This window comes from Betaproteobacteria bacterium, assembly GCA_009377585.1.
GTDB lineage: Bacteria > Pseudomonadota > Gammaproteobacteria > Burkholderiales > WYBJ01 > WYBJ01.
In genome coordinates this window covers 66,050-86,795 of sequence record WHTS01000014.1, presented here as the reverse complement: position 1 = coordinate 86,795, position 20,746 = coordinate 66,050, and the positions used below count along the sequence as shown (strand labels likewise).

Genomic DNA, 20,746 nt, shown 5'->3' with positions numbered 1-20,746 from the left:
GAAACTGCACCCGGTTCATCGCCATGGTTCACCTCGTCTTGTCGGTGAACCACATCATGCGCATCCCACTGGCTCACCAAGTGAGCCCGCTGAAGAATGTCGCTAATCAGGTTTCCTTTTGTGTGCGTGGGCTGTTCCACGCATTTCCTTTCCAGATGTCCTGCAACGTCACGATCCGGCCAAGCGGCCATCGCTTCACGATGGACGCCGACGAAACGGTGCTCGCCGCCGCGCTGCGCGAGGGGTTCAACCTGCCCTACGGCTGCCGCAACGGCGCCTGCGGCACCTGCAAGGGGCGGCTGCTCGCCGGCAAGGTCGATTACGGCGACTATCAGTCCACCGCCCTGAGCGAGGCCGAGCGCGCGAACGGCCTGGCGCTCTTCTGCTGCGCCAGGCCCCTGGGCGATGTGGAGATCGAGTGCCGGGAAGTGGGCGCGGCCAAGGACATCCAGATCCGCAAGATGCCGTGCCGGGTGGAGCGCATGGAGCGCGCGGCCGAGGATGTGATGGTCGTGCAGCTGCGCCTGCCGCAGAGCGAACGGCTGCAGTATCTCGCCGGCCAGTATGTCGACATCATCATGAAGGACGGGCAGCGGCGCAGCTTCTCGATGGCCAACGCCCCGCACGCCGACGAGCTGCTGCAGCTGCACATCCGCAACTACGGCGGTACCTTCTCGTGCCACGTGTTCGAGCGCATGAAGGTGCGCGACATCCTGCGCTTCGAAGGCCCCTATGGCAGCTTCTTCCTGCGCGAGGAGAGCGCCAAGCCGATCATCCTGCTCGCAAGCGGAACCGGGTTCGCGCCCATCAAGGCGATCGTCGAGCACGTCTTTCACGTCGGAACCACGCGTCCCATCCGCCTGTATTGGGGCGGACGACGGCGCTCGGACCTGTACATGAACGCGCTCGCCGAGCAGTGGGTAGCCGAGCACCCGGGTTTCGGCTACGTGCCGGTATTGTCCGAGCCGAGCATCGAGGATGACTGGAGCGGCCGGCTCGACCTGGTGCACCGCGCGGTCATGGCCGACTACCCGGATCTCTCCGCCCACCAGGTCTACGCCTGCGGCAATCCACTCATGGTGGAAGCCGCGCGCACCGACTTCACTCTCCGCTGCGGCCTGCCGGAAGAAGAATTCTTCTCCGACGCCTTCACGCCTGCGTCGGCTCCGCCGCCGGCGCCGGCATGAGCGGCAACTGCGGTCGCGGCTCGATCTCGTGTTCGGCGAGCCGCAAGCTCGCCTGGTAGTGGGACTGCGCGGCATCGGCTTCGCCCAGGCCCTCGTGCAGACGCGCGAGCTCGATGTGGGCCTGGAAGCTCTGCTCCAGCGACAGGCTCGCCTCGATGTAACTCTTCGCCTTGCCCCACAGTTGACTGCGCGCGCATAACCGGCCGAGCGCCAGCAACAGCGCGGGATCGGTCGGATGGGCCCGCAGCCAGCCTTCGGCGCGCTCGATCTGGCGCCGCGGGTCGGATGCGCTGCAGACGCCATACAGCGCCACCAGCTCGCTATCCCAATTGCGCTCGAGACTTTGTTGGACGAGCGTGAGCGCCTCGTCGAACAAGCGCAGGCGGGCGAACGCATGCGCGGCGCACGCGGCGATCTTGACATCCTGGCGCTCGCGCGCAGCGAGCCGCTGCCAGTACTCGCGCAGCTCGTCCGCGTCGCGCGCCTTGCGCGCGATGTTCTCGCCGATCGCGTGCCGGCGCAGCTCCGCTGCCTGCGTCTCGTCGAGCGCCTGCGCGCGCTCGAGCTGGCTGACGAGCTCGAGATAGCGGTCCCAGTTGCGTGCCTGTTGCTGGGCCTTCAACTCCAGGCGCAGCGCCGCCGTATGCTTGCGCGGCAACCGTTCCAGGGCGGCAAGCGCCGCCTGGTATTGGCGCGCGTGCAGCATCAGCTCCGCCTGCGCCACGATGCGCATGGTCTGATCGGCGTCGTGGTAGTAGGCCGAGCGGGCAAGGTACGAATCGCGCCGCTCGAAGGCGCGCAGCTCGTGCGCCGCGCGCGCCGCAATCACCGCCGCGAGCCCGCTGTGCTCCTTCAGCTCGATGGATTGGGCGGCAACCTTTTCCGCCTGGGCATAGCGGCCCTCGAAATACGCGCGCAGCGCGGCGTACAGCGAGTCGGCGGCGCGCTCGAGCCGGCGGCGCTCGCGAAACCGGCGCACCTGGTTGGGCAGCCGCAGCGCGTGCGCCAGCGCCCGCAGCAGGGCGTAGAGCGCGGCGAAACCGATCAGCATCAGCGCGATCAGGAAGTTGAGCGAGAGCTCGACCCGGTAAGGATGCAGCACCAGCAGCACGTAGCCGGCGTTGTAGCGCGCGGCCAGCGTGATCGCGACCGCGAGAGCGGCGAGCAGCAGAACCCAGAACAGCGCGCGCACCTAGCGCGCTCCCTGCTCGCGCGTGAGCTTGTAGTCGCGCACCGCGTTCAAGCTCGCATCGATGTCCGGCACATCGATGGCGACGTCGACCTGGGCAAGTTGCTTGAGCGTCGTCATCGCCCCGGAAAGACTGGGATGGCGGGTGTCGTAGAAGCGCTGGACCCATTGCAGCGCCTCGGCGAGATCGTTGCGATAGGACTTGCCGTCCCGCTGCAGCAAGGCGATTCGCGCCGACAACAGCCGCAGTTTGAGATTCTCGCGCAGGAAGAACTCCTGCCCCGGATCGATCAACGGCAACTCGGGCCGCTCGACCGTCTGGATGCGGACGAGGCTGCGCAGGTCCTGCCACATCTCGCGTGCCAGGCGCCTGAACGGATTGGCTTCCTCCACGGCCTGCGGCAGCGGCTCGGGCGGGGGGCGCTGCTGCATCGCAATCGGCAGGGTGCCGATGGCGTCCATCAGGTTGTCGATCTTGACCGTGATCCCGACCACGTCGACGAAGGGCGAGCGTTGCAGCCGGTCGATGTCGCGCTCGATCACCTTACGCAGCGGCGCGAGCTGCGGCCGGTCGACGCGCTGCAGGCGAGCGTCGGCGGTCTGCAGCGCGAGCAAGGCGGCCTTCACGTTGCCGGCAAGTTGCAGCTGCTGCGCGGCGATGTTGAGCGTCTGCTCGATCTCGGCCAGCGCCCATTCGTCGCTGCCGCGCGACAGTTGCTGATACATCGCCTCGAGCGCGACTTGCTGGCTCTGCGATTCGGCGAGCCCGCCTTCGAGCGTGGTCACCTGCCCTTCCACCTCGCGCACGCGCGCTCGCAGCTCCTGCACCGTCTCGAGCGCCAGCTTGTTGCGCGTATCGCCTTCGGTGAGCCGGCGCGCGAGCTCTTCCTCCAGCGCGGCCACCTGGTTACGCGTGTCGTACCACTGCCAGCCGACAATGCCCGCGGCGGCGAAGATGACGGCGAGCAGCACGCCCACGGGCACCGCGCCGACTCGGCCAAGATCGCGATTCGCGCGCGGGCGCGAGTCGGCGGCGCTTGCCGGAGATCCTTCGGCGGCGGTTTGCGGCGGTGTCGAATGCTCGGTCGTGGGCTGCTCGCTCATGGTCCCTATTCTACGAGCCCAAGCCGAGGTAGCGGGCGATCGCACCGACCATCGCCTCGTCGCCCGGGTCGGCGACAACCACGTCCGCGATGCCGAGGTCGCGGGCACGCGCGGCGATGCGTTCGTGCGGCACGAACAGAGCCGTCTTGCGCAGCCAATGGCGCCCAAGGGTGCCCAGCATGTCGAACAGGTTGCTCAGGCCTTCGCTGCTGGTGACGGTGACGGCATGGATTTCGCCCTGGGTCCATGCGCGCAGCAACATCTGAACGTCGGCCTGCGGGCGCGTGCGTCGATAGCATTCGGCGTATTCCACCCTGGCGCCGTGGCGCACGAGCGTATCGCCGAGCAACTCGCGCCCGCCCACGCCGCGAAAAATGAGCACCGAGCGGCCGCGCAGATCGGCGAGCTGCGGCAAGGCCAGCAGCGCTTCGCTGTCGGCCCCGCTCTCGGGCACGAGCACGTTGGCCGCGCCGAGACGTTGCAGCTCGCGTGCGGAGCCCTTGCCGACGGCGGCGAGTTGCAACCCGGGCGGGAGCTCGCGCCGGCGCCGGACCAGATTCAGCCCACGGCTCGCGGCGGTGGGGCTGACGAAGATTGCCAGATCGAAGCTTTCCAGCCGGTCCACGAGAGCGCGCAGCGCGCGCGAATCGAGTGCATCGACGATCTCCAGCGCCGGAAAGGCGATGGGGCGTCCGCCCGCGGCCTTCACCAGGGCGATCAGTCCGTGCGCCTGGTCGCGGGGCCGCGTGATCACGATCCCGCGGCCAGCGAGGTTCGAGCTGTTCTCTTGCCCGCCGCCGGATTGCGCCACTTCAGCCGCGCGCTTCCAATTCGGCCAGAAGCGCATCCGCGCCCTGCGCCCGCAACGCCGCCGCCACCTCGGCGCCCAGGGCTTCGGGTTCGGCCGCGGAACCGGACGCCTGCGCGCTCACGAGCCGACTGCCGTCCGGCAACGCGACGAAAGCGCGCAGCTCGAGCGTCGTGCCTTCGCATTCGGCGTACGCGCCGAGCGGAACCTGGCAGCTTCCGCCCAGCAACCGCGATACCACGCGCTCGGCCGTCACCGCGCAGGCGCTCGTCGGGTCCTGCAGGGGGGCGATCAACTCGAGCGCGTCCCGGTCGGCGGCAAGGCATTCGATGCCCAATGCGCCCTGCCCCGGAGCGGGCAGACTCGTCTCGACGCTGAGCAATTGGCGGATGCGCCCGGCCAACCCCAGGCGCTCGAGGCCCGCGGCGGCGAGGATCAACGCATCGAGCTCGCCTTCATCGAGCTTGCGCAGGCGCGATTGCACGTTGCCGCGCACGGGCCGGACCACAAGCGCCGGGTAGCGGGAGCGCAGCTGCGCCTCTCGCCGCAGGCTGGAGGTGCCGACGCGGGCGCCCGGCGGCAGCGAGGCGAGATCCGGGTAAGCGTTGGAAACGAGCGCATCGCGCGCATCCTCGCGCGCCAGGATCGCGCCGATCGTGAACCCGTCCGGAAGCTGCATCGGCACATCCTTCATGGAGTGCACGGCGATGCGCGCGCGGCCGGCCGAGAGCGCGTTCTCGAGCTCCTTGACGAACAATCCCTTTCCGCCGATCTTGGCGAGCGAGCGGTCGAGGATGCGGTCGCCGCGCGTGCTCATGGCGACGATCTCGATAGTGCAGTCGGGGTGCTGCGCGCGCAGCCGATCGCCAACGTGATTGGCCTGCCACAATGCGAGCTCGCTCGCCCGCGAAGCGATGGCGATGGTGCGCAGCCTCATCGGCGCCTGCGCGCTGCCAGCGCCGTCCCGGTGTGCATGGGCATGGATATGGCTTGGGGCATGAGAGACCGCTGCGTACGCCCGGAGAACCGCCGCGATGACGTCGACCGATTCTAGCACGCGACCCTACGCCGACCCGGGGGCGCACGACGGCCTGAGCGCCGAGGACCAGCCGCTGCGCGAGGACGTGCGCCTGCTCGGACGTCTCCTGGGCGACACCTTGCGCGAGCAGGAGGGCGCGCCCGCTTTCGACCGCATCGAGCACATCCGCCAAACCGCGCTGCGCTTTCGCCGCGGCGGCGAGGAGCGCGCGCGTGAAGCGCTGCAGGACTTGCTGGCAAGGCTGGACGAGCTCGAAGCGACCGCCGTGGTGCGCGCATTCAGCTTCTTCGCGCAGCTCGCCAATATCGCCGAAGACGTGCACCATGACCGCCTGCGGCGCCTGCGCCAGGCGCGCGGCTGCGAGCCCGAGCCTGGCAGCATCGAATGCACGCTGCAGCGCTTGGCACAGGCGGGGGTGCCCCACTCGCGGCTCGAGGCGATCTTGACGCGCGCGCGGGTGTCGCCGGTGCTGACCGCGCACCCGACCGAGGTGCAGCGCAAGAGCATTCTCGATTGCCAGCGCGAGATCGCCTCGCTGCTGCGCAGGCGCGCCCGCATGAGCCTCACACCGCCGGAGCTCGCCGAAAACGAAGAGGCCTTGCGCCGCGCCATCACGACCCTGTGGCAGACACGGATCCTGCGCTCGGTGCAACTGACGGTGGAGGACGAGATCGAGAACGGGCTCGCCTACTATCGCTACACGTTCCTGCAGCAGATCCCGCTGCTGTACGCGCATATCGAGCAGCGCCTGGAAGCCTGCTGGGGCCGACCGGTCCATCTGCCCGCACTGCTCAGGATCGGAAGCTGGATCGGCGGCGATCGCGACGGTAATCCGTCCGTCGACGCGGCTGCGCTGCGCACTGCGGTCGCGCGCCAGGCGCGGATTGCGTTCGAGCACTACCTTACCGAGATCCGGGCGCTGGTGGCCGAGCTCAGCATGGCGCGACGGCTGGTGAACGTGAGCGCGGAGCTCGAGCGCCTGGCGGCCTCGTCTCCCGACGACTCGGTGCACCGCGTCGACGAGCCCTACCGGCAGGCGCTCGCCGCCATCCATGCGCGCCTGGCCGCCACGGCGCACGCAGCCGGCGTAGCGCAGGCGCTGGCGGCAAGCAACGCGGACGCCTACCCGTCGCACGCCGAATTCCTGCAAGACCTCGACGTTCTGGCCGCGTCGCTCGGCGCGCACGGCGGCGCGCGCATCGCGGGCGGACGATTGGGGAGCCTGCGGCGCGCGGTCGAAGTGTTCGCGTTCCACCTGGCACCGCTGGATCTGCGCCAGCATTCGAGCGTGCATTGCGCATGCGTCGGCGAGCTGTTCGAGCGCGGCGCGCACCGCCCCGGCTACACGGCGCTCGACGAAGCCGAGCGGCGCAGCTGGCTGCTCGCAGAGCTCGCGCTGGTGCGCCCGCTGCGCTCGCCCTTCGTGCAATACAGCGCGCAGACGGCATCCGAGCTCGCGATCCTGGACGCCGCCGCCGATACGCATCGGCGCAATGGCGCCGGGGCATATCGGGGCAATGGCGCCGGTGCGCTCGGTGCGGCCATCGTCTCCAAGACCGACGCAGCGAGCGACCTGCTCGAGCTCGCGCTCCTGCTGAAGGAGGTGGGGCTGCTGCGTGCGGGCGAAGCGCCCAGCCTGCACATCGATATCGTGCCGCTGTTCGAGACGATCGACGACCTGCGCTGCTCGCACACGATCATGGACGAGCTGCTCGCGATTCCCCGCTACCGCGATCTCCTCGCCGGCCGCGGCGACACCCAGGAGGTCATGCTGGGCTACTCGGACAGCAACAAGGACGGCGGCTTCGTCACCGCCAACTGGGAGCTCTACAAGGCGGAGGTCGCGCTGGTGCGGGTGTGCACGCGCCATGGCGTGCGCCTGCGCCTGTTCCACGGCCGCGGCGGCAGCGTCGGCCGCGGCGGCGGCCCGAGCTACCAGGCGATCCTCGCCCAGCCTGCCGGCGCCGTGCATGGGCAGCTGCGGCTCACCGAGCAGGGCGAGGTCATCGCCAGCAAGTACGCCGACCCCGACACCGGGCGCGAGAACCTGGAAACCCTGGTAGCGGCTACGCTGGAAGCGAGCCTGCTCGGCCCGGACGAAATGGACGAGGACATGAGCGCATTTCACCGGGCGATGGAGGAGCTGTCGCAGGACGCCTACCGCGCCTACCGCGAGCTGGTTTACGAAACCGACGGCTTCGTGCGCTATTTTCGGGAAGCGACGCCGATCAGCGAGATCGCCGACCTGCACATCGGCAGCCGGCCGGCCTCGCGCCGCGCCAGCGGCAGCATCGAAGATCTGCGCGCGATTCCATGGGTGTTTAGCTGGTCGCTCGCGCGTGTCATGCTGCCCGGCTGGTACGGGTTCGGCGCGGCGGTGCGCAACTACGTCGACCGGCATGGCGAGCCGGGGCGCAAGCAGCTCGAGCAGATGCACCGCGAATGGCCGTTCCTGCGCGCGTTGCTCTCCAACATGGACATGGTGCTCGGCAAATCCGACATCGCGATCGCCTCGCGCTATGCCGAGCTCGTAACCGATGCGGCGCTACGCACGCGCGTATTCGAAACCATTCGCCGCGAGTGGGAGCTTGCCTGCGAAGCGCTGCTCGCCATCACGGGAAGCCGCGAGCTGCTCGGCAGCAATCCCGCGCTTGCGCGCAGCTTCCGCAACCGCCAGCCCTACCTTGATCCGCTCAATCACCTGCAAGTCGACCTGCTGCGTCGCTACCGCGCCGGCGATACGGGCGATCAGACCAAGCGGGCGATCCTGCTGTCGATCAACGGTATTGCGGCCGGGCTGCGCAACAGCGGCTGACGCGATGTCTCGAAGATGCTCTGTAGAGCGTCTTTCCCGCGCAGGCGGGAATCCAGGAACGCTGGATCCTTCCGGGCTCCCGCCTGCGCGGGAGTGACGATCAGTAGGTAGATCAGAGCATCCTTTGACGCGTCCAAGCGAATTGCCCCCAGGTGCCCCTGGATTCCCGTTGTCACGGGAACGACGACATCAACTAGCGCACGAGTTCGCGCACGACGTGCTGCTGGCGCCGCGAGACGGCGAGCTTCTCGTCGATGCCGTTGAGCATCACCACCCAGTGGCCTTCGCCATCGTCCTGCACGCGCTCGAAGCCGCGAATGGCCTCGCGCGCCACCAGGCAGTTGCGGTGGACGCGCAGGTAGCGCCCGGCGAACTCCTGCTCGAGCTTGGTAAGCGACTCCTCCAGCAGGTACTCGCGCGCGCTAGTGCGCGCGGTCACGTACTTGAGCTCGGCCTTGAGATAGACGATCTCGGCGATCGGGATGAGATGGATGCGCCCGCGCTCCTGCGCGCACAGGTTGGTGCGTGCTTCCGGGCGCAGCGTGCGCAACGCCTCGTCCGCCGGCGGCTTGGCCGCGCGCGCGCGTGTGAGCGCTTCTTCCAGGCGGGCGGCGCGGATGGGCTTCAGCAGGTAGTCGACGGCGTGCACCTCGAACGCCTTGATGGCATAGGCATCGAAAGCGGTGGTGAAGACGATCGCGGGCGAGCGCGGCAGCTTCTGCAGGTGACGCGCGACTTCGAGCCCGTCGATCTCGGGCATGCGGATGTCGAGCAGCACGACGTCCGGGGACTGCATGGCGGCGAGCTCGAGGGCCTGGCGTCCGTTGGCCGCCTCGCCCACCACCTCGAGCAGCAGGCGATCGGAAAGGTCCGCCACCAGCTCGCGCAAGCGCCGGCGCGCGGGTAGCTCGTCGTCGACCACGAGGATCTTGAGGGGTGGGGTCGTGTTCATGCGCGCGCGGGACGGTAGGGCAGCGTGATGTGCACCTGGTAGGCGTGGTTGTCGACGGTGGTCTTCAGGCTCGCCTCGGCGTCGAAGTGCAACTGCAGGCGCTCGCGGATGTTGTTGAGCGCCATCTTGTTGCCGGCGTGATGATTGCCTTCGGTCTTGTAGGGGTTGCGCAGCACCGCATGCACCTGGTCTCCTTTGCGATAGACGTTGATGCTGACCACACCGGGCTCCGCGCGCGGCTCGATGCCGTGATAAACGGCGTTCTCAAGCAAGGGCTGGAGCACCAGCGGCGGCACCATGGCGTCGGCCGGCATCCTGTCGACATGCCATTCGACCTTGAGCCGCTCGCCCAGGCGTAATTGCTCGAGGTCGAGGTACTGCCGGCACAGCTCGATCTCGCGTTTGAGCGGCGTGAGCTCGCGATTGTCCGCCATCAGAACGCGGAACAGCTCGGCCATGTCCTCGAGCGCGGTTTCGGCGCGCTTGGGCTCGGAGCGGATGAGCGACAGCACGGCGTTGATGCTGTTGAACAGAAAGTGCGGCCGAATGCGCGCCTGCAGCGCCTGCAAACGGGCTTCGGTGAGCGCCGGCGAGAGCGCCCGCCCGCGCAAGTCGAAGTAGCCAGCCAGGAGCGCGACGATGATCACGGTATACAGCCAATGACGCTCCAGCGCCCCGGGGGAGATGCCCAGCAGAGTGTCCTGCAGCCGGTAGGCCGCGGCGGTGCCGGCCAGGCACAGCGCGAATACCAGCACCATGCCAGTGCCATACGACAAGCGCCGCAGCCACCGGCTGGCCATGGCCAGCAGGCAAAGATCGAACAGCAGCGGTAGAAGTGCCGCGCCCGCCAGCAGCAGCAGCTCGCGCACGAAGTCGGCGGCGCTGGCAGAGCGCGCCAGGGCGATCAGCAGGCCGAACAGGCAGGCGCCGAGCAGAATGCGCGCCAGCACGCCGAGGTTGGCAAGATCGGGCAGGGCGTTCGGAGCAGCGTTTTGTCTTATACTCGCCATGAACCAGTGGCAGCCCGGACGGTGCGCTCGAGCGCGCGGCTTCGCTGCGATGTGCGACGAATCGGCTCCACCCTTCTCCCCCCGACGCGCGACCCGTTGGAAGCCCGGTGTCGAAGATGCCGCAAGGGTTGCACATGCCCCGGTCTTTGACAAGCTCGAACGCTTATGCCGAACACCGCCCGCAAATCCCGCAGCCGCTGGTCCGGCCGTTTCAGCGAACCGGTGGCGGAACGCGTGGCGGCCTATACCGCTTCGGTGAATTTCGACCAGCGCCTCGCGCAAGTGGATATCGCCGGCTCGCTCGCACACGCGCGCATGCTGGCGGCACAGGCGATCATCAGCCGGCGCGACCTCGCCGCCATCGAGCGCGGCATGAAGCGCATCCGGGCCGACATCGAGGCCGGAAGCTTCGAATGGTCGATCGAGCGCGAGGATGTGCATTTCAATATCGAGCGCCGCTTGACCGAGCTCATCGGCGAAGCCGGCAAGCGGCTGCATACCGCGCGCTCGCGCAACGACCAGGTGGCGACCGACGTGCGCATGTATCTGCGTGCGGCGATCGATGAAATTCTCGATCTTCTGCACGCGCTGCGCGCGGCGCTGGTCGAATTGGCGCAAACCCATGCCGCCACCCTCATGCCGGGCTTCACCCACCTGCAGGTCGCCCAGCCGGTGACCTTCGGTCACCACCTGCTCGCCTATTTCGAGATGTTCACGCGCGATGCGGGGCGGCTCGCCGACTGCCGCAGGCGCCTGAACGTGCTGCCGCTCGGCTCGGCGGCGCTGGCGGGCACGAGCTTCCCGATCGATCGTGCACGCGTGGCGCGCGAGCTGGGGTTCGAGGCCGTGTGCGAGAACTCCCTGGACGCCGTCTCCGATCGCGACTTCGCGATCGAGTTCTGTGCCTGCGCGGCGATCATGATGATGCATGTATCGCGCCTGGCCGAGGAGCTGGTGCTATGGATGAGCCCGCGCTTCGGCTTCATCGACCTGCCCGACCGCTTCTGCACCGGCTCGTCGATCATGCCGCAGAAGAAGAACCCGGACGTGCCCGAGCTTGCGCGCGGCAAGAGCGGACGCGTATACGGGCACCTGGTGGCGCTGCTCACGCTGATGAAAAGCCAGCCGCTCGCTTATAACAAGGACAATCAGGAAGACAAGGAGCCGTTGTTCGATACGGTGGACACGCTCACCGCAACGCTCGCGATCGTGGCCGAGATGCTGCCGGGTATGCGCGTGAATGCGCAGGCAATGCGCGCGGCCGCGCTGCAAGGCTACGCGACCGCGACCGATCTGGCCGACTACCTGGTGCGCAAGGGGTTGCCGTTTCGCGACGCGCACGAAGCCGTCGGACTTGCCGTGCGCCATGCCGTCGCCAAGGGCTGCGATCTGTCGCAACTGAGCCTGGCTGAGCTACGCCGATTCTCCGCCCTGATCGAACCCGATGTCGCCGCTGTTCTCACGCTCGAAGGCTCGGTCGATGCGAGGAGCCATCCCGGCGGGACAGCACCCAGGCAGGTCCGCCGCGCGGCCGCGCAAGCCCGGCGCAAGCTCGTCCGGGAAGCCGCGCTCAGGCAGGCGATGCCCGGCCGGGCGCCAGGGCGCTGAGCGCGGCGCTCGTTCGAGGCCGCTGTGCCAGCGCGCGCCATCACGGGCGGGCGTTTCCCGGGCCGCTCGTGCGGTTCTTGCGCTCGTTGCGCCAGATCGCAATGCCGATCCAGGCGCAGACGCCGACGAAAATCCCCAGGAACACGATGACCCATACCACGCTCACCGTGGGCGCGGGCGCGACGGCGGCGCCTTCGTCCATGGCCTGGGCAAAACAGGTGCTGGCGAGGAGCGAGAGCAAGATCGCCAGGGCGCGATCGGACATGGCTTTCATGGTTTCTCCCGTAGAGAGCGACGCAAGGCAATCGCGGCGGACTGCGGCTTGCGCGGTGTATCGATCCTGGGGTGCGATTCAGGCCGCGATATTCGCCGCTGCGGCTTACGACACCCTTACGCGAACCCGGTAGCACGAGGCTTGCGGAGCCCACGCTCACTCGCCACGATTCGTTGGTCCGTATTAGCATTTCGGGTTTCGGCCACGCTATCGAGCTCCGCTTCTCACACAGGATCCATCCGCATTGAACCTCGAAAACCCTTCGATCGATTGGCTTCCCCTCCTGATCATCGCCGCTTCGGCGGCGGTGATGATATTCCTCGCTCGCCGCGCGATGCGCGGGATGAATCAGCAGGACTGGCTCCTGCTGCGCAAAGCCCGCTCGACGGGCGCGGACCTGAAGCTGCCGCAGTCGGTCAGCTTCGTGGTATTCGCCGCCACCGAGGCGGTAGGCGCCGAGCTGGCCGAAAGGATGCGGCGCGAGGGCCTCGAGACGACGATGAAGCAAGCGCAGATTCAGTTCGCGCGCAACCGCAACAAGCCAGGCTCGCCGCAGGACGGCTGGCTCGTCTCCGGCACCCGCTCGCTACTGATCGTGCCCGAAACGCTGACCCCGATCCGCAAGACGCTGACCGAGATGGCGACCGAGCACAAGGCGCTTTATCTCGGCTGGCAGCTCGCCCACACGGTTGCCCCGCTGAACACGAACACGCAACCGCTCGCCGGCAGCGGCCAGGCGAGCAACCAGGCCGCCGCCTCCGAGCGCACGCCACAATAAAAAGACCGGCTGCCGGAGCCGGTCTTGAGATCGCGCGCCGGCGGCAGGGACCGTGGCCGGAACGCGTGGGTTCGGTGCGGGAAAAAACCCGCGCCTTATGCTCTCGAGCGAGCGGATGCCAGTCCTTCCTCTATCCCGCCGTTACCCCTCCACCCTCGCTATTTAGCTTGATACGGCGAAGGCCGTATCGTTGCGATCGATACGGCGAACCAAGCCTGCATGCATCTTAGCCGCCATGCCGTGCTCACTGCTTCGCGCTGTACTTCTTGTACTTGGGCAGCATCCGCAGCGGCTGCTTGAAGGCATCGCGCCGGAACGGATCGCCCAGCTCGCGCGTGAGCATGAGGTTGATGACGGTGGGCCGGTTCGACTTGACCGCGCCGCGCAGCGCATCGCCCACCTCGTCCACGTGCTCCACCGTGATCCCGTTTGCCCCCATGGCCTCGGCCACGTCGGCGAAATTGGGGTTTTTCAGGTTGGTGCCGAGAAAGCGGTTGTTGAAGTAGTCGATCTGGTTCTTCTTCTCCGCACCCCACTGGCCGTTGTTGAACACCACCGCGACCACCGGGATGTTCTCGCGCACGCAGGTCATGACCTCGGCCAGGCTCATCCCCCAGGCGCCGTCGCCGACGTACGCGATCGCCGGCCGGTCGGGACGGCCGACCTTGGCGCCGATCATCGCCGGGTAGGAGTAGCCGCAATTGCCGAAGCTCATCGCCGCCAGGAACGACGGCCCGCCCTCGAAATGCAGATACGAGTTGGACACCGAGCAGACGTTGCCGATGTCGGTGGAAACCATGGCATTGCGCGGCATCGCCTTGGCGAGCGCGGCCAGCGCCTGGCGCGGCCCGATGCGGCCCTTTTCGTTCGGGCTGGGCCAGTTGGCGAGCTCTTCGGTCCAGGCTTCCTTCTCCTTCTTCACTTCCGCCAGCCGCGCCTTGTTGGGCGCCGCCTTGCCGCGCGCCTTCAGCCGTCCCAGCAGCTCGATCGCGGCCGCCTTGGCGTCGCCGCAGATGCCGAGCGAGATCTTCTTCACCAGGCCCAGCATGCGCGGGTTGGCGTCGATCTGGATGATCTTCGCGTCCTTGGGCCAGTAGTCGAAGCCGTACTGCGGCAAGGTGCCGAAGGGACCCAGGCGGCTGCCGAGCGCGAGCACGACGTCGGCCTTGTTGATGACCCGCATGGCGGCCTTCGAGCCCATGTAGCCGAGCGGACCGCAGCAAAGCGGATGATTGGCCGGGAACGAGTCGTTGTGCAGGTAGCTGTTGACCACCGGTGCGCTCAGATACTCGGCGAGCGCGATGCACTCCTGCATGCTGTCGGCCATGATGACGCCGCCGCCCGACAGGATCACCGGGAACTTGGCCTTGGCCAGCATATCGGCCGCGGCATCGAGCGATTCCGGGCCGCCCGCGCCGCGCTCGATGCGGATCGGTTTCGGGATCTCGATCTCGATATCGCCGTAGAAGTAATCGCGCGGGATGTTGATCTGCACCGGACCGCGTTCGTCCATGGCGATGTCGAACGCGCGCGAGGTAAGCTCGGCGATGCGCTGCGGCGAATTCAGGTGCACCTGCCACTTGGTGATCTTGGAGAAGATCGGCATCTGCTCCGTTTCCTGAAAGCCGCCCAGGCCCATCGTCAGGCTGCCGGACTCGGGGGTGATCGCGATCACCGGCGAATGCGCCCAGTAGGCGGCGGCGATGCCGGTGACGAAATTGGTGATGCCGGGTCCGTTCTGGGCGATGCAGACGCCGTGCTTGCCGGTTACGCGCGAATAGCCATCCGCCATGTGGGCGGCATTCTGCTCGTGCGCCACCGAGACGAAGCGGATCCCGGCCAGGGGGAACAGATCGTGGGCGTCCATGTAGGCCGAACCCACGATACCGAACGTATCTTTGACGCCTTGCGCCACCAGGGTTTCGACGAAGGCTTCCGATGGCGTCAAGCGGATCTTGCCGGTCGCTGCGGCGGCCTTGGCGACGGCTTTGGATTCGGCAGCGGTGTTTTTCATGGACCATCCCCTTACGTAATACGTAATCGACGCGATACGGCGCACCACCTCCGAAGGTCGGCGCGGCCGCGAGAAAATGGCGGCTTCGAGTGTAATGCTCGCCGCAGACCGGTGCAATGGAAGCCACGACATGGAAGCCACGACATGGAAGCCACGACATGGAAGCCACGACATGGAAGCCACGCGCATGCAAGCCATGCGCCGTGCAAGCCATGCGCGGTGCAAGCCTTGCGCGGCCGCGCCCGGCGATCGTCATGCCGGCGTTCTAGCGCGCGGCCCGGGTGCACCACCCCGTCCGCGCGTTTGCGCGTCCCGCCCCTCCTTGTCAGGAGGGGAACAACGTGCGCAACATTCACTAGCGAATTAGGCGTTGTTGACATTCTCGGCGATCCGGTCGGCCATGTAGTCGATGCCCATCGGCCGGTCGTCGACCTGGCAGTGCTCGGCGCCGCCGTCTTCCTCGGTGTAGATCTTCAGCGTCTTGTTGCTTGCGCCGATCTTCTCGTAGAGCGTGCGCGCCTCCTCGACCGGCACGATGCGGTCGTTCTCGCCGTGCATGACGAGCGTGGGACAGACGATCCGGTCGGCGACGCCTTCCAGGCTGAACTGCTTCGCCTGCTCCGTGGCGGCGTCGTTGTCCGGCGCGCCGATCACCCAGCGAAACTGGAACTGCGACGAGAAGCTCGACTTCGGATCGCGGGCAAGCGCCTCCTTGATGCCGCGCTGCCAGCCGTGCAGGTCCCAGTGCATCGCGCCGAAGGCGACGCAGCCGGCGTAGCGCTTCTCGCAGCCGGCGATGCGCGGCGCGAGGTAGCCGCCGAAGCTGTAGCCCATGACGGTGACGCGCTTCAGGTCCACCTCCGGGCGGCTCTTCTGCAGGTAGTCGAACGCCGCAGTGCCCGCCACCTCGTAGTCCGGGCGGCTGGCGATGCCGTTCATGCGCAAGCTCTCGCCCTGCCCCGGGCCGTCGACCGCGAGCACGTGCATGCCGCGGCGCGAGAACTCGAGGCCGGCGAAGACGACGTTCATCTCCTTGCAGTTGTCCATGCCGTTGAAGATGACGAGCGCCGGCGCCTTGCCGCCCGCGCCTTCGGCGGGCAGCCAGCAGGCGCAGAGCGCACTCTTCTCATAGGGCACGTCGACGCGGCGGATATGCGGATAGCGCCGCTCGAGCCCGGCGCGCCAGCAGCGCAGGGCCTTGCGGTAGATGGCCATCTTCTCCTCGCCGGGCTGCACGAAGCGCTCGGCCTGGTAATAGTAGTTGCCGGCCCGCAAATAAAAGTTTCCGGCGGTCATCTGCCGGCTCTTCGCCGCCGCCTCGTCGGCCTGGCGCTCGTTCCACTGCGCCATCCGCGACCACTCCTCGCGCCAGATCCTGTCCGGGTCTTCGCCAGCCGCGTGGCGCGCCTGCATGCGGCGCGCGATGCGGTCGATCTGCTCGGCGGAAGTGTTGTTGTAGGGCACCATGCCCTTCACGATCTGGATGGCATTGGTCCATCGCAGGTTGCCCGGAAACGTCTCGACCCAGGAGCTCATAGCTGCGGCACCTTCGCTTCCTTCACCACCTTCTTCCAGCGCTCCAGGTCCCCCCGGATCCACTTGCCGAACGCCTGCGGCGTGCTGCCGACGATCATCGCGCCGATCCCCTTCATGCGCTCCTGGACCTTGGGGTCCTTCAGCGCCTTGACCGTCGCCTCGTTCAGCCGCTGCACCACGGCCTGCGGCATGCCGGCGGGGCCGACCAGGCCGGTGACGTTCATCACGTGGAAGCCCTTGATGCCGGCCTCGTCGAAGGTCGGCACGTCGGGCATCGGTGCGAAGCGCTCCTCGGCGGTGACGGCCAGCGCGCGGATGCGGCCCGCCTTGATCTGGATCACCGAGGTGCTCGCCTGGTCGAAGTAGACCTCGGTCTCGCCGCTCACGACCGATGCCATCGCCGGCGCGCCGCCCTTGTACGCTACGAACAGGAACTTCGCCCCGGAGAGCATCTGGAAGAGCTCGCTCACCAGGTGATTGGAGCTGCCCGGGCCGGCGTGCGCCATCTGCATCCCGCCCTGCTTCGCCTTCGTCTGTTTCAGCACATCGGCCACCGTCTTGTAGGGCGACTTCACGTTCACCACCAGCGCGAACGGCACCTGCTGCACGAGCGAGATCGGCGTGATGCCCTTCACCGGGTCGACCGGCCACTCCTTGTAGACGTTGGGGCCGACCGAGAGGGTGCTGCTCGTGCCCATCATCAGCGTGTAGCCGTCGGGCGCCGCCTTGAGGGCGGCGGTGGCGCCGATCTTGCCGCCGGCGCCGGGCCGGTTCTCGACGACGAAGGGCTGGCCGAGGATCTCGTGCAGCGCCGGCGCGAGAATGCGCGAGGTGACATCGATGTTGCCGCCTGGCGAGGCCGGGGCGATGATCGTCACCGGCCGGCTCGGATAGCTTTGCGCGAGCGCTGCGGCCGAGAACGCCACCGCGGCAGCCGCAAAGGCGATTCGCTTCATGTCTGCTCCTCTTCCGTTCAGTTGAAGTCGTAGAGCCTGGCCGGATTGTCGACCAGGATGGCGCGTCGGGTCTTTGCGTCCGGCACCCAGCCGGCGAAGACGTCGAAGAGGCGGCCATCGTCCGGCATCTTCGACTTCACGAGCACGTGCGGCCAGTCGCTGCCCCAGAGCAGCCGCTGCGGCGCGGCGTCGAGGAGCGCGTGCGCGCAGGCGTCCGTGTCGGCATACGGTATCTCGGAGAGCGTGAGCCGGTAGGGCGCGGTGAGCTTCACCCATGCCTTGCCGTCGCGCATGAGGCGCAGCAGCGCCTGGAAGCCCTTCGTCCCGGTGCCCTTCGCCGCCGGCACGTAGCCGAGGTGGCCGAACGAGCATTCGACCGGGAAGTCGGCGAGCAGGCGGTCGAGCTCGGGAAACTCATCGACGTGCAGCAGGAACTCGACGTGCCAGCCGAAGGGTTTGATGCGTTTTGCGAGGCCGCGCAGCGGCTCGAGCGGCAGCTCGCCGGCGCCGCTCGCGAGATCGACGATGTTGCAGCGCACGCCGCGCACGCCCTGGGCGTGCAGCCGCTCGATCGTGCCGGTGTCGCTGTCGAACGGAATCACCGCGACGCCGCGCAGGCGCTTCGTGTCCTGCTGCAGCGCCTCGAGCATGCAGTCGTTGTTCGTCCCGTAGATGCTCGGCTGCACCAGCACCGCGCGCTCCATGCCAAGCGCGTCGAGCATGTCGCGGAAGTCGGGCAGGAGCGCGTCCGAAGGCGTGTAGAGGCCGTTCGGGATGAAAGGGTAGGTGTTCCCCGGCCCGAAGACGTGCGCGTGCGTGTCGCAGGCGTGCGCCGGTACGGCAACGGCCGGCTTGCGGGGGTTGGGATCGTGCGGCGCCGCGTATGGCGGGCGCTCAGCGGTGCTCATAGGCCCCTCCGGGGTGTCTTGGATCCAGGCGGCAATATCGGCAGTGCCGAGCTGGCGGTTGTCCATCTGCGCGTGACAGGACCCGTGTTGCCGGGATACGACTCGATCCAGGAGGGACCCTCGCTCATGTCAGCATCTCGTGGACGCGCTGCGCCACCGCGAAGAGGCGGCGATCCTGGAAGCGGCGCGCGAGCACCTGCAGGCCGACCGGCATGCCGCTCGGCCCCTTGAATACGGGCAGCGTGATCGTCGGCACATGGCCGATGGTCCACGCCATGTAGACCCAGGGGTGCGGCACAGGATCGTCGCTCACCGGCGCCTCGTCGCCGGCCGGGGCGAGCACCGCGTCGTAGGGCGCCATCAGCTCGTCCATCCGCGCGCGCAGCCGCTCGCACGTTGCGCGCATCTCGCTGTAGCTCTCGTAGCTGCACTCGAGGCCGTCCTTCAGGCGGCCGAAGCGCAGCTTGTCGCTGATGCGCCCGGCGTGGTGGTCGAGCTCCCAGGTGAGATTGCGCGCCATCTCGAAGCCGGAAATGAGCTTGTGCGCGCGCTCGCAGGCCTGGAACTCCTCGCCGAGCGTCCACTCGGCGACCTGGGCACCTGCCCGGGCGAGCCGTTCTGCGGCGTCCTCGAGGAGCTTTTGCGTGGACGGTGCAAGCCGCTCCCAGTAGTAGGGCCTGCAAAAGCCGAGGTGCAGCTTCGAGGCGGGCTTCTCGATGGGAGTCGGTGAAACGCCGGCGAGCACGTCCCGGTAAAGTGCAATGTCTTCGACGGAGCGCGCGCTGATGCCGAGCGTGTCGAGCGAGCCGGAAGCCTCCATGACGCCAGCAGTGCGGAAGTCGCCGTAGGTGGGCCGGTAGCCGAAGACGCCGCAGAAGGACGAAGGCCGCGTTACCGAGCCTGTGGTCTGCGTGCCGAGGGCGAGCGGCACCATGAAGTCGGCCACCGCCGCCGCCGAGCCGCTCGAGGAGCCGCCCGGCGTGCGCGCGGGATCGTGCGGGTTACGCGTTTTTCCGGGTGTGACGTTGGCGAACTCGGTGGTGACGGTCTTGCCGAGAAGGATGGCCCCGGCCCTGCGGCTGAGCCCGATGCAGGCCGCATCCTTCGCCGGCCGGTGCCCGGCGTGGATCGGCGTACCGTACTCGGTCGGCATGTCGGCGCTGTCGATGATGTCCTTCGCGCCAAAGGGCACACCGTGCAGCGGCCCGTGCGGGGCCTCGCGGTCGAGCGCACGCGCCGCGGCGATCGTCCGGTCGGCATCGAGGAAATGCCATGCCTGCACCACCGGCTCGCGCTGGGCGATGCGCGCAAGGCAGGCACGCACCACCTGCTCGCACGTCACCTCTCCCCGGGAAACGGCGCGCGCCACCTGCGCCGCCGTCCAGCGAACAACCAGACGGTCATCGACCATAGCGGCGTGTTTTAGGAGGTGACCGCATCCTTGTCAAGCCGCCCGATGCGCAGCGCCCGGGCGCCGGCGAGGAACACGTCGACCCCGTTCGCGGCGGCAAGGAGTGGCGGGGCGGCAGTCGCGATTGCGCAGACCGACGCGTTCCCTAGTAGCATACCCGCCCGGGAAAAATCCGAAGGAAGGTGCGCAATGGCGACCGGCATGCTGGACGGAAAAGTGGTGGTGGTGACGGGCGCGGGCGGCGGCATCGGGCGCGACTTCGCGCGCGCCATGGCGGCCAACGGCGCGAGGGTGATCGTGAACGATATCGGCGCCTCGGTCAGCGGCGAGGGCCGCGATGCGGGTCCGGCGCAGCGGGTGGTCGACGAGATTGCAGCCGCAGGCGGCGAGGCGGCAGCGAGCACCGACAGCGTGGCCGACTGGGACAGCGCCGGACGCATCGTGCAATGTGCGCTCGACCACTTCGGGCGCATCGACGCGGTCGTCAACAACGCCGGCATCCTGCGCGACCGCTTCTTCTTCAACATGAGCCTGGACGAGTGGAAGGCGGTGATCGACGTTCACCTGAACGGCTCGTTCTACGTCGCACGCGCCGCAGCACCCCACTTCCGCGGCCAGCACTCCGGCGCCTACGTGCACATGACCTCGACCTCGGGACTGGTCGGCAACTTCGGCCAGGCCAACTACTCGGCGGCCAAGCTCGGCATCGCCGGGCTGTCGAAATCGATCGCGCTCGACATGGCCCGCTACCACGTGCGCTCCAACTGCATCGCGCCGTTCGCCTGGAGCCGGATGATCGGCTCGATCCCGACCGACACGCCGGACCAGAAGGAGCGCGTGGAAAAGCTGAAGGCCATGGAGACGAGCAAGATCGCGCCCATGGCGGTGTACCTGGTGAGCGACGCGGCCAAGGACGTAAGCGGGCAGATCTTCGGCGTGCGCGCCAACGAGATCTTCCTCTTCAGCCAGAACCGGCCGCTGCGCTCGGTGCAGCGCGCCGAGGGCTGGACGCCGGAACGGATCGCGCAACACGCCATGCCGGCGCTGAAGGCGCACTTCTATCCCCTGGAGCGGTCGCAGGACGTGTTCTCGTGGGATCCGGTGTGAGCGGCTGCCGGACAGTCTCGCGGATCGCCAGGTAGTTCTTCGAGGCCGTT

General features: G+C 67.9%; 17 protein-coding genes. 5 read left to right on the top strand and 12 right to left on the bottom strand.

Features of this window, described 5'->3' with window-relative positions; translation table 11 throughout:
* Window positions 1-155 precede the first annotated feature (155 nt).
* Window positions 156-1,187 carry a 2Fe-2S iron-sulfur cluster binding domain-containing protein gene (locus tag GEV05_07485; protein ID MPZ43226.1) on the top strand — a complete coding sequence of 344 codons (1,032 nt, stop codon included), beginning with the start codon at window positions 156-158 and terminating at the stop codon, window positions 1,185-1,187.
* Here GEV05_07485 and GEV05_07480 read toward each other — a convergent pair.
* From GEV05_07480 to hemC, 4 genes are read right to left on the bottom strand one after another with little or no spacing between them, the layout of a single operon-like run.
* Window positions 1,150-2,379: a heme biosynthesis protein HemY gene (locus GEV05_07480; protein ID MPZ43225.1), complete on the bottom strand. Its 1,230-nt coding sequence runs from the start codon at window positions 2,377-2,379 to the stop codon at window positions 1,150-1,152. The genes GEV05_07485 and GEV05_07480 overlap by 38 nt on opposite strands.
* Entirely contained in the window at window positions 2,380-3,480 is a 1,101-nt protein-coding gene (locus GEV05_07475) for a uroporphyrinogen-III synthase (protein ID MPZ43224.1), read from the bottom strand. It abuts the gene before it with no gap.
* A 10-nt stretch (window positions 3,481-3,490) separates the two neighbouring features.
* Entirely contained in the window at window positions 3,491-4,327 is an 837-nt protein-coding gene (locus GEV05_07470) for a uroporphyrinogen-III synthase (GenBank protein MPZ43223.1), read from the bottom strand.
* A complete protein-coding gene (hemC, locus tag GEV05_07465) occupies window positions 4,293-5,225 on the bottom strand; it encodes a hydroxymethylbilane synthase (protein ID MPZ43222.1) in 933 nt (310 codons plus the stop codon). The genes GEV05_07470 and hemC overlap by 35 nt, the downstream gene beginning before the upstream one ends.
* A 97-nt stretch (window positions 5,226-5,322) precedes the next feature.
* On the opposite strand from hemC, the gene GEV05_07460 reads away from it, so the two are divergent.
* On the top strand, window positions 5,323-8,142 hold the full coding sequence (locus GEV05_07460) for a phosphoenolpyruvate carboxylase (protein ID MPZ43221.1): 2,820 nt from the start codon (window positions 5,323-5,325) through the stop codon (window positions 8,140-8,142).
* A 193-nt stretch (window positions 8,143-8,335) separates the two neighbouring features.
* Here GEV05_07460 and GEV05_07455 read toward each other — a convergent pair whose 3' ends face one another.
* Window positions 8,336-9,094, bottom strand: coding sequence for a response regulator (locus GEV05_07455; protein ID MPZ43220.1), 759 nt, complete (start codon window positions 9,092-9,094; stop codon window positions 8,336-8,338).
* On the bottom strand, window positions 9,091-10,104 hold the full coding sequence (locus GEV05_07450) for a sensor histidine kinase (protein MPZ43219.1): 1,014 nt from the start codon (window positions 10,102-10,104) through the stop codon (window positions 9,091-9,093). The genes GEV05_07455 and GEV05_07450 overlap by 4 nt, the downstream gene beginning before the upstream one ends.
* 165 nt (window positions 10,105-10,269) lie before the next feature.
* On the opposite strand from GEV05_07450, the gene argH reads away from it, so the two are divergent.
* Window positions 10,270-11,712: an argininosuccinate lyase gene (gene argH, locus GEV05_07445; protein ID MPZ43218.1), complete on the top strand. Its 1,443-nt coding sequence runs from the start codon at window positions 10,270-10,272 to the stop codon at window positions 11,710-11,712.
* A gap of 40 nt (window positions 11,713-11,752) precedes the next feature.
* On the opposite strand, the gene GEV05_07440 is transcribed toward argH, so the two are convergent.
* On the bottom strand, window positions 11,753-11,986 hold the full coding sequence (locus GEV05_07440) for a hypothetical protein (GenBank protein MPZ43217.1): 234 nt from the start codon (window positions 11,984-11,986) through the stop codon (window positions 11,753-11,755).
* 244 nt (window positions 11,987-12,230) lie between these two features.
* Here GEV05_07440 and GEV05_07435 point away from each other — a divergent pair, with 244 nt between their 5' ends.
* Window positions 12,231-12,764 carry a hypothetical protein gene (locus tag GEV05_07435; protein MPZ43216.1) on the top strand — a complete coding sequence of 178 codons (534 nt, stop codon included), beginning with the start codon at window positions 12,231-12,233 and terminating at the stop codon, window positions 12,762-12,764.
* 244 nt (window positions 12,765-13,008) lie between these two features.
* Here GEV05_07435 and xsc read toward each other — a convergent pair whose 3' ends face one another.
* From xsc to GEV05_07410, 5 genes are all read right to left on the bottom strand, one after another.
* The gene (gene xsc / locus GEV05_07430) at window positions 13,009-14,778 is read right to left on the bottom strand and encodes a sulfoacetaldehyde acetyltransferase (protein ID MPZ43215.1); all 1,770 of its coding nucleotides are present in this window, start codon (window positions 14,776-14,778) and stop codon (window positions 13,009-13,011) included.
* 363 nt (window positions 14,779-15,141) lie between these two features.
* Window positions 15,142-16,314, bottom strand: a complete 1,173-nt coding sequence (locus tag GEV05_07425; protein MPZ43214.1) for an alpha/beta fold hydrolase — start codon at window positions 16,312-16,314, stop codon at window positions 15,142-15,144.
* Window positions 16,311-17,270 (bottom strand): tripartite tricarboxylate transporter substrate binding protein, encoded by a 960-nt coding sequence (locus GEV05_07420; GenBank protein ID MPZ43213.1) that lies wholly within the window; start codon window positions 17,268-17,270, stop codon window positions 16,311-16,313. Before GEV05_07420 ends, GEV05_07425 begins: the two co-directional genes overlap by 4 nt.
* Window positions 17,271-17,287: 17 nt before the next feature.
* Entirely contained in the window at window positions 17,288-18,178 is an 891-nt protein-coding gene (locus GEV05_07415; GenBank protein MPZ43212.1) for an amidohydrolase family protein, read from the bottom strand.
* A 124-nt stretch (window positions 18,179-18,302) separates the two neighbouring features.
* Window positions 18,303-19,589, bottom strand: a complete 1,287-nt coding sequence (locus GEV05_07410) for an amidase (GenBank protein MPZ43211.1) — start codon at window positions 19,587-19,589, stop codon at window positions 18,303-18,305.
* A 189-nt stretch (window positions 19,590-19,778) separates the two neighbouring features.
* Here GEV05_07410 and GEV05_07405 point away from each other — a divergent pair, with 189 nt between their 5' ends.
* Window positions 19,779-20,696, top strand: coding sequence for an SDR family NAD(P)-dependent oxidoreductase (locus tag GEV05_07405; GenBank protein ID MPZ43210.1), 918 nt, complete (start codon window positions 19,779-19,781; stop codon window positions 20,694-20,696).
* Window positions 20,697-20,746: the final 50 nt, after the last annotated feature.

Coding starts and splice junctions, on each gene's coding strand:
- GEV05_07485 (MPZ43226.1), top strand. CDS start 156: ATGTCCTGCAACGTCACGATCCGGCCAAGCGGCCATCGCTTCACGATG.
- GEV05_07475 (MPZ43224.1), bottom strand. CDS start 3,480: ATGAGCGAGCAGCCCACGACCGAGCATTCGACACCGCCGCAAACCGCC.
- GEV05_07470 (MPZ43223.1), bottom strand. CDS start 4,327: ATGCGCTTCTGGCCGAATTGGAAGCGCGCGGCTGAAGTGGCGCAATCC.
- hemC (MPZ43222.1), bottom strand. CDS start 5,225: ATGAGGCTGCGCACCATCGCCATCGCTTCGCGGGCGAGCGAGCTCGCA.
- GEV05_07460 (MPZ43221.1), top strand. CDS start 5,323: ATGACGTCGACCGATTCTAGCACGCGACCCTACGCCGACCCGGGGGCG.
- GEV05_07455 (MPZ43220.1), bottom strand. CDS start 9,094: ATGAACACGACCCCACCCCTCAAGATCCTCGTGGTCGACGACGAGCTA.
- GEV05_07450 (MPZ43219.1), bottom strand. CDS start 10,104: ATGGCGAGTATAAGACAAAACGCTGCTCCGAACGCCCTGCCCGATCTT.
- argH (MPZ43218.1), top strand. CDS start 10,270: ATGCCGAACACCGCCCGCAAATCCCGCAGCCGCTGGTCCGGCCGTTTC.
- GEV05_07440 (MPZ43217.1), bottom strand. CDS start 11,986: ATGAAAGCCATGTCCGATCGCGCCCTGGCGATCTTGCTCTCGCTCCTC.
- xsc (MPZ43215.1), bottom strand. CDS start 14,778: ATGAAAAACACCGCTGCCGAATCCAAAGCCGTCGCCAAGGCCGCCGCA.
- GEV05_07425 (MPZ43214.1), bottom strand. CDS start 16,314: ATGAGCTCCTGGGTCGAGACGTTTCCGGGCAACCTGCGATGGACCAAT.
- GEV05_07420 (MPZ43213.1), bottom strand. CDS start 17,270: ATGAAGCGAATCGCCTTTGCGGCTGCCGCGGTGGCGTTCTCGGCCGCA.
- GEV05_07415 (MPZ43212.1), bottom strand. CDS start 18,178: ATGAGCACCGCTGAGCGCCCGCCATACGCGGCGCCGCACGATCCCAAC.
- GEV05_07410 (MPZ43211.1), bottom strand. CDS start 19,589: ATGGTCGATGACCGTCTGGTTGTTCGCTGGACGGCGGCGCAGGTGGCG.
- GEV05_07405 (MPZ43210.1), top strand. CDS start 19,779: ATGGCGACCGGCATGCTGGACGGAAAAGTGGTGGTGGTGACGGGCGCG.